This window comes from Bradyrhizobium sp. Ses1 (assembly GCF_059512365.1).
The window spans coordinates 1-2,934 of the sequence record NZ_JCAMOQ010000141.1; the positions used below are offsets into that span (position 1 = coordinate 1).

4 protein-coding genes and 1 tRNA gene are annotated in these 2,934 nt (G+C 59.0%); 2 read left to right on the top strand and 3 right to left on the bottom strand.

Translation table 11 applies throughout. From position 1 onward, the window contains the following. Positions 1–429: 429 nt before the first annotated feature. A complete protein-coding gene (locus AC5ZG5_RS45870) occupies positions 430–609 on the bottom strand; it encodes a hypothetical protein (RefSeq protein WP_456647185.1) in 180 nt (59 codons plus the stop codon). Positions 610–708: 99 nt separating this feature from the next. After that, positions 709–987 carry a DUF2934 domain-containing protein gene (locus AC5ZG5_RS45875; protein WP_456647184.1) on the bottom strand — a complete coding sequence of 93 codons (279 nt, stop codon included), beginning with the start codon at positions 985–987 and terminating at the stop codon, positions 709–711. A 216-nt stretch (positions 988–1,203) separates the two neighbouring features. On the opposite strand from AC5ZG5_RS45875, the gene AC5ZG5_RS45880 reads away from it, so the two are divergent. Next, entirely contained in the window at positions 1,204–1,389 is a 186-nt protein-coding gene (locus tag AC5ZG5_RS45880) for a hypothetical protein (protein WP_456647183.1), read from the top strand. A 93-nt stretch (positions 1,390–1,482) separates the two neighbouring features. Further along, on the top strand, positions 1,483–1,674 hold the full coding sequence (locus tag AC5ZG5_RS45885) for a hypothetical protein (RefSeq protein ID WP_456647182.1): 192 nt from the start codon (positions 1,483–1,485) through the stop codon (positions 1,672–1,674). A gap of 1,171 nt (positions 1,675–2,845) precedes the next feature. Here AC5ZG5_RS45885 and AC5ZG5_RS45890 read toward each other — a convergent pair. Continuing rightward, positions 2,846–2,919 (bottom strand) — tRNA-Tyr (locus AC5ZG5_RS45890). Between the last annotated feature and the right edge of the window lie 15 nt (positions 2,920–2,934).

A 2,934-nucleotide genomic window follows, 5' to 3' on the forward strand; every position in this document is an offset into this window, starting at 1 on the left:
CCTTGGAGGCTTTCGGACGCCGGCCGCCGAATACGCCGCGCCCTCCCTCAAGCGGCCGGCATCCGAAACCCTTCACATGTGGCGAAATTCTCGGGACGGGCACAAAGCGTCCGCTTTACCCCCGGAAGCGGACGTCGCATTTTGTGAGTATCCGTCCTAGACTTGTAACTCAGCCAGGCGCGACGCATGGGCGAAGTAGCCGGAGGACCGCGACACCAAATGCTTGAAACCGACTTATCCTTCGCAGCCATGGCCGAAGCATTGGCGAAATCCGCTGACTACCGCGTCCTTCGGCGCCTGGTCCCTCGAGAGATTTTCACTCCGTCAATCGGTCAAAGCACGAAGACCGTCATCCTTATCGACGTAGATCGGCACGCTGATCGATGACTGATCGCACGCGGCCGCCCGTCGTCCGTCGACGACGGAAGATCAGGCCCACTTATCTTCTTCGCGGCGGGCTTCGTCCTCATTGAGGCGCTCTGCCACGTCATTGGCGATCGGTGAATCTTCAGTGGTCGCGATCGGCGTGCCGTCCTGTTTCTTGATCTTTTTGCCTTCGGCTTGCACTGGAAAATCATCGGGTTTTAGCGGTTTCTTTGAAGCCGACATTGCGACTACCTCCTGTGAGGCGACATGATAGCACGCTCTAAGTATCGGGGCCGCCCCGAACTCTCGCTTGGCTGGGTGCGTCCCCTTCGGGACGCGTGCTCACTCGTTTTCATCCTCGCTAAGTTCCCGCTCTGCCAGGAACCAGAACTCGAGGTCTCGGCCCGTAGGCCGCCCGTGCTGTTCCCAGAGTTCGTGGGCACGAGCCCTGATTGCTTGCTTGGACCGCCGCGCGGCTAGGCGCCGTTGCAGGCTCTCCCTCAGATCCTCGACGAACGCCTTGAGCCGCTGATAGGTCGTTTGGTCGGTTATCCCGGAAGCCAGCCGCTTCGCCTGTTCGAGTTGGCGCTCTAACTCTTGGCGATCGGTGCTATGGCTCATGGCCGCCTCCGCCTAGTTAAAACGGTGGAGGCAAGATCGTTCATTTTTAGTCTAGTTCGTGCCTCCGGGAAGCCGGATCACGAGGCGCGAGCTTGCACATGCGGCGGAGCCGGCGCCCCGTGCCCGTGGTGCAACAGAGGTAATCCTCCCGAGATGCCGGAGGACTTCGAGGCGACGGTAACGGCGGATGATGACCTAGGTTGAGGAGTCTCTCTGATGACAACAGTCTGGATCTACAAAGGACGGGACACCTTCAAAAAATTCGATACCGAAGATGAGGCGCAGGCGTGGCTTAAGGAAAACGATCCGGAGGGCGTCGCTATCGAGCACCAAATAAGCGAGCCGCTGCCCGCCGGGTCGGCAGATCGATATGGGGTGCCGAAAGCGGATGAAAGGAGCTAGACTCTGAAAACTATTGAAATCGAGCCATACGACCCCGACAAACGCACATGGTCGGAGCCCGAGCGCGCCACGAGCTTTCGAACCATCAATGGCATGCCGATGTACTGGTGCGACGACCGCGGCGTTGTGCACGTCTGCGAGGGCGCCGACATCCACCCCGATGCCCGAGTGTACTGGACGCTTTGCGGCAAAGACGCATCGAATGATTGGGTTTATCTGGCGAAGGACGAAGCGATCACCTGCCCGCTCTGCCAGGAACTGGCGCGCGTCGCAAACGACACCTGACGTTAGCCGATGGGAGTGCACTGAGAATGAAATAGTGCGCCCTCTGCGATAACTTCCTCTGGGTTTGCGAGAACCATCCGAACCAACCTTGGCTTAGCATCCATGCGTGCACGTGCGGCGGCGCCGGCATGCCGTGCCCGCGTTGCAACAAACGTTGACGAATCGTCGCCTCCGGCGTTGCCAAAAAGCTTTGTTCGGCGCGACGACGACGCGTTCTGCAAGGCAAAAAAGCCCCCCATCAAGGGCCGCGGCGCGCTTTCGTGATTGCGGGAGCCTGGTTGTTGATGAAATCATTTTATGCAACCTCGCTAAGTTCGAGCGAGGAGTCGCAAGGCGCTATGCGTGCACATTTACGATTTCTTTATAAGAGAACGGTTGTGGGTTGAGGTCAAAATCTCGCGATGCGCGAGAGTTACGTTCACAGTTCCTCAGTATTTGTTGCTTTGCGCGGACAGCCTTGTCGTGCGTTTTATGCTCCCGCTTCCCAAGCTTTTCCCGAGGCAGATGGAAGTTCGGAGCCATATTGCCCATCATGGAGCCGAAAAGACGCGGGGGCGGGTTTGCCGACCTTCTGCCCCCGCGTCATCGGAGGGGTGAACCATGACGTACACCGAATCTTCTTCTGAGCTTTAACTTGATCCTGCTCGTCTACGTCCTGTTAGAGGTGAAGGCGCTTCGTGACTTTTGGCACCGACAAGATGGCGAAGGTGGATAAGCCGGAGCAACCGGAGATCAACCGCGCCAAATGGGAAGCGCTACAACGCAGGGCAAAAGACCGAGACCAACCGTAGGGCGGACTTTGCCTCTTGGTTGCGACAGGAGCGGATCGTGTGTGTGCGTGCGTGTGTTTGATGTCGGCTGCTCGACGTCCGCGCGATAGATCGGAATGCCGTCACGTTCAGCCCGTTCTTGCGCTACCCACACGCCCGGCAGAACAGCATTGCGAATGCCGTTCAGCGTCTCAATCGGATACCGCGCCATTGATCACCATCGGCTTCTGGCGCGTGCGCAGCTTGACATCCATGCGCGGTATGAATCACCCGCTGGAACGGTGGGCCGGGCCGCTGAATGTCTTTCTGAAAGCCGATCCCAAGACCGCGTTAGCGCAGAGCACCTTGCGGCGCCCTCACGCTGACCGAGCGGAGTTCCCGCGGCCCATCAGAAACGAAATTGGAGCCGGCTGCCGGATGAACCAGCAACCGCCACGCCTACAACGCGGGCCCTCTCCCGTTGAGCTAAGTCGGCTGATGGCTCGTACAG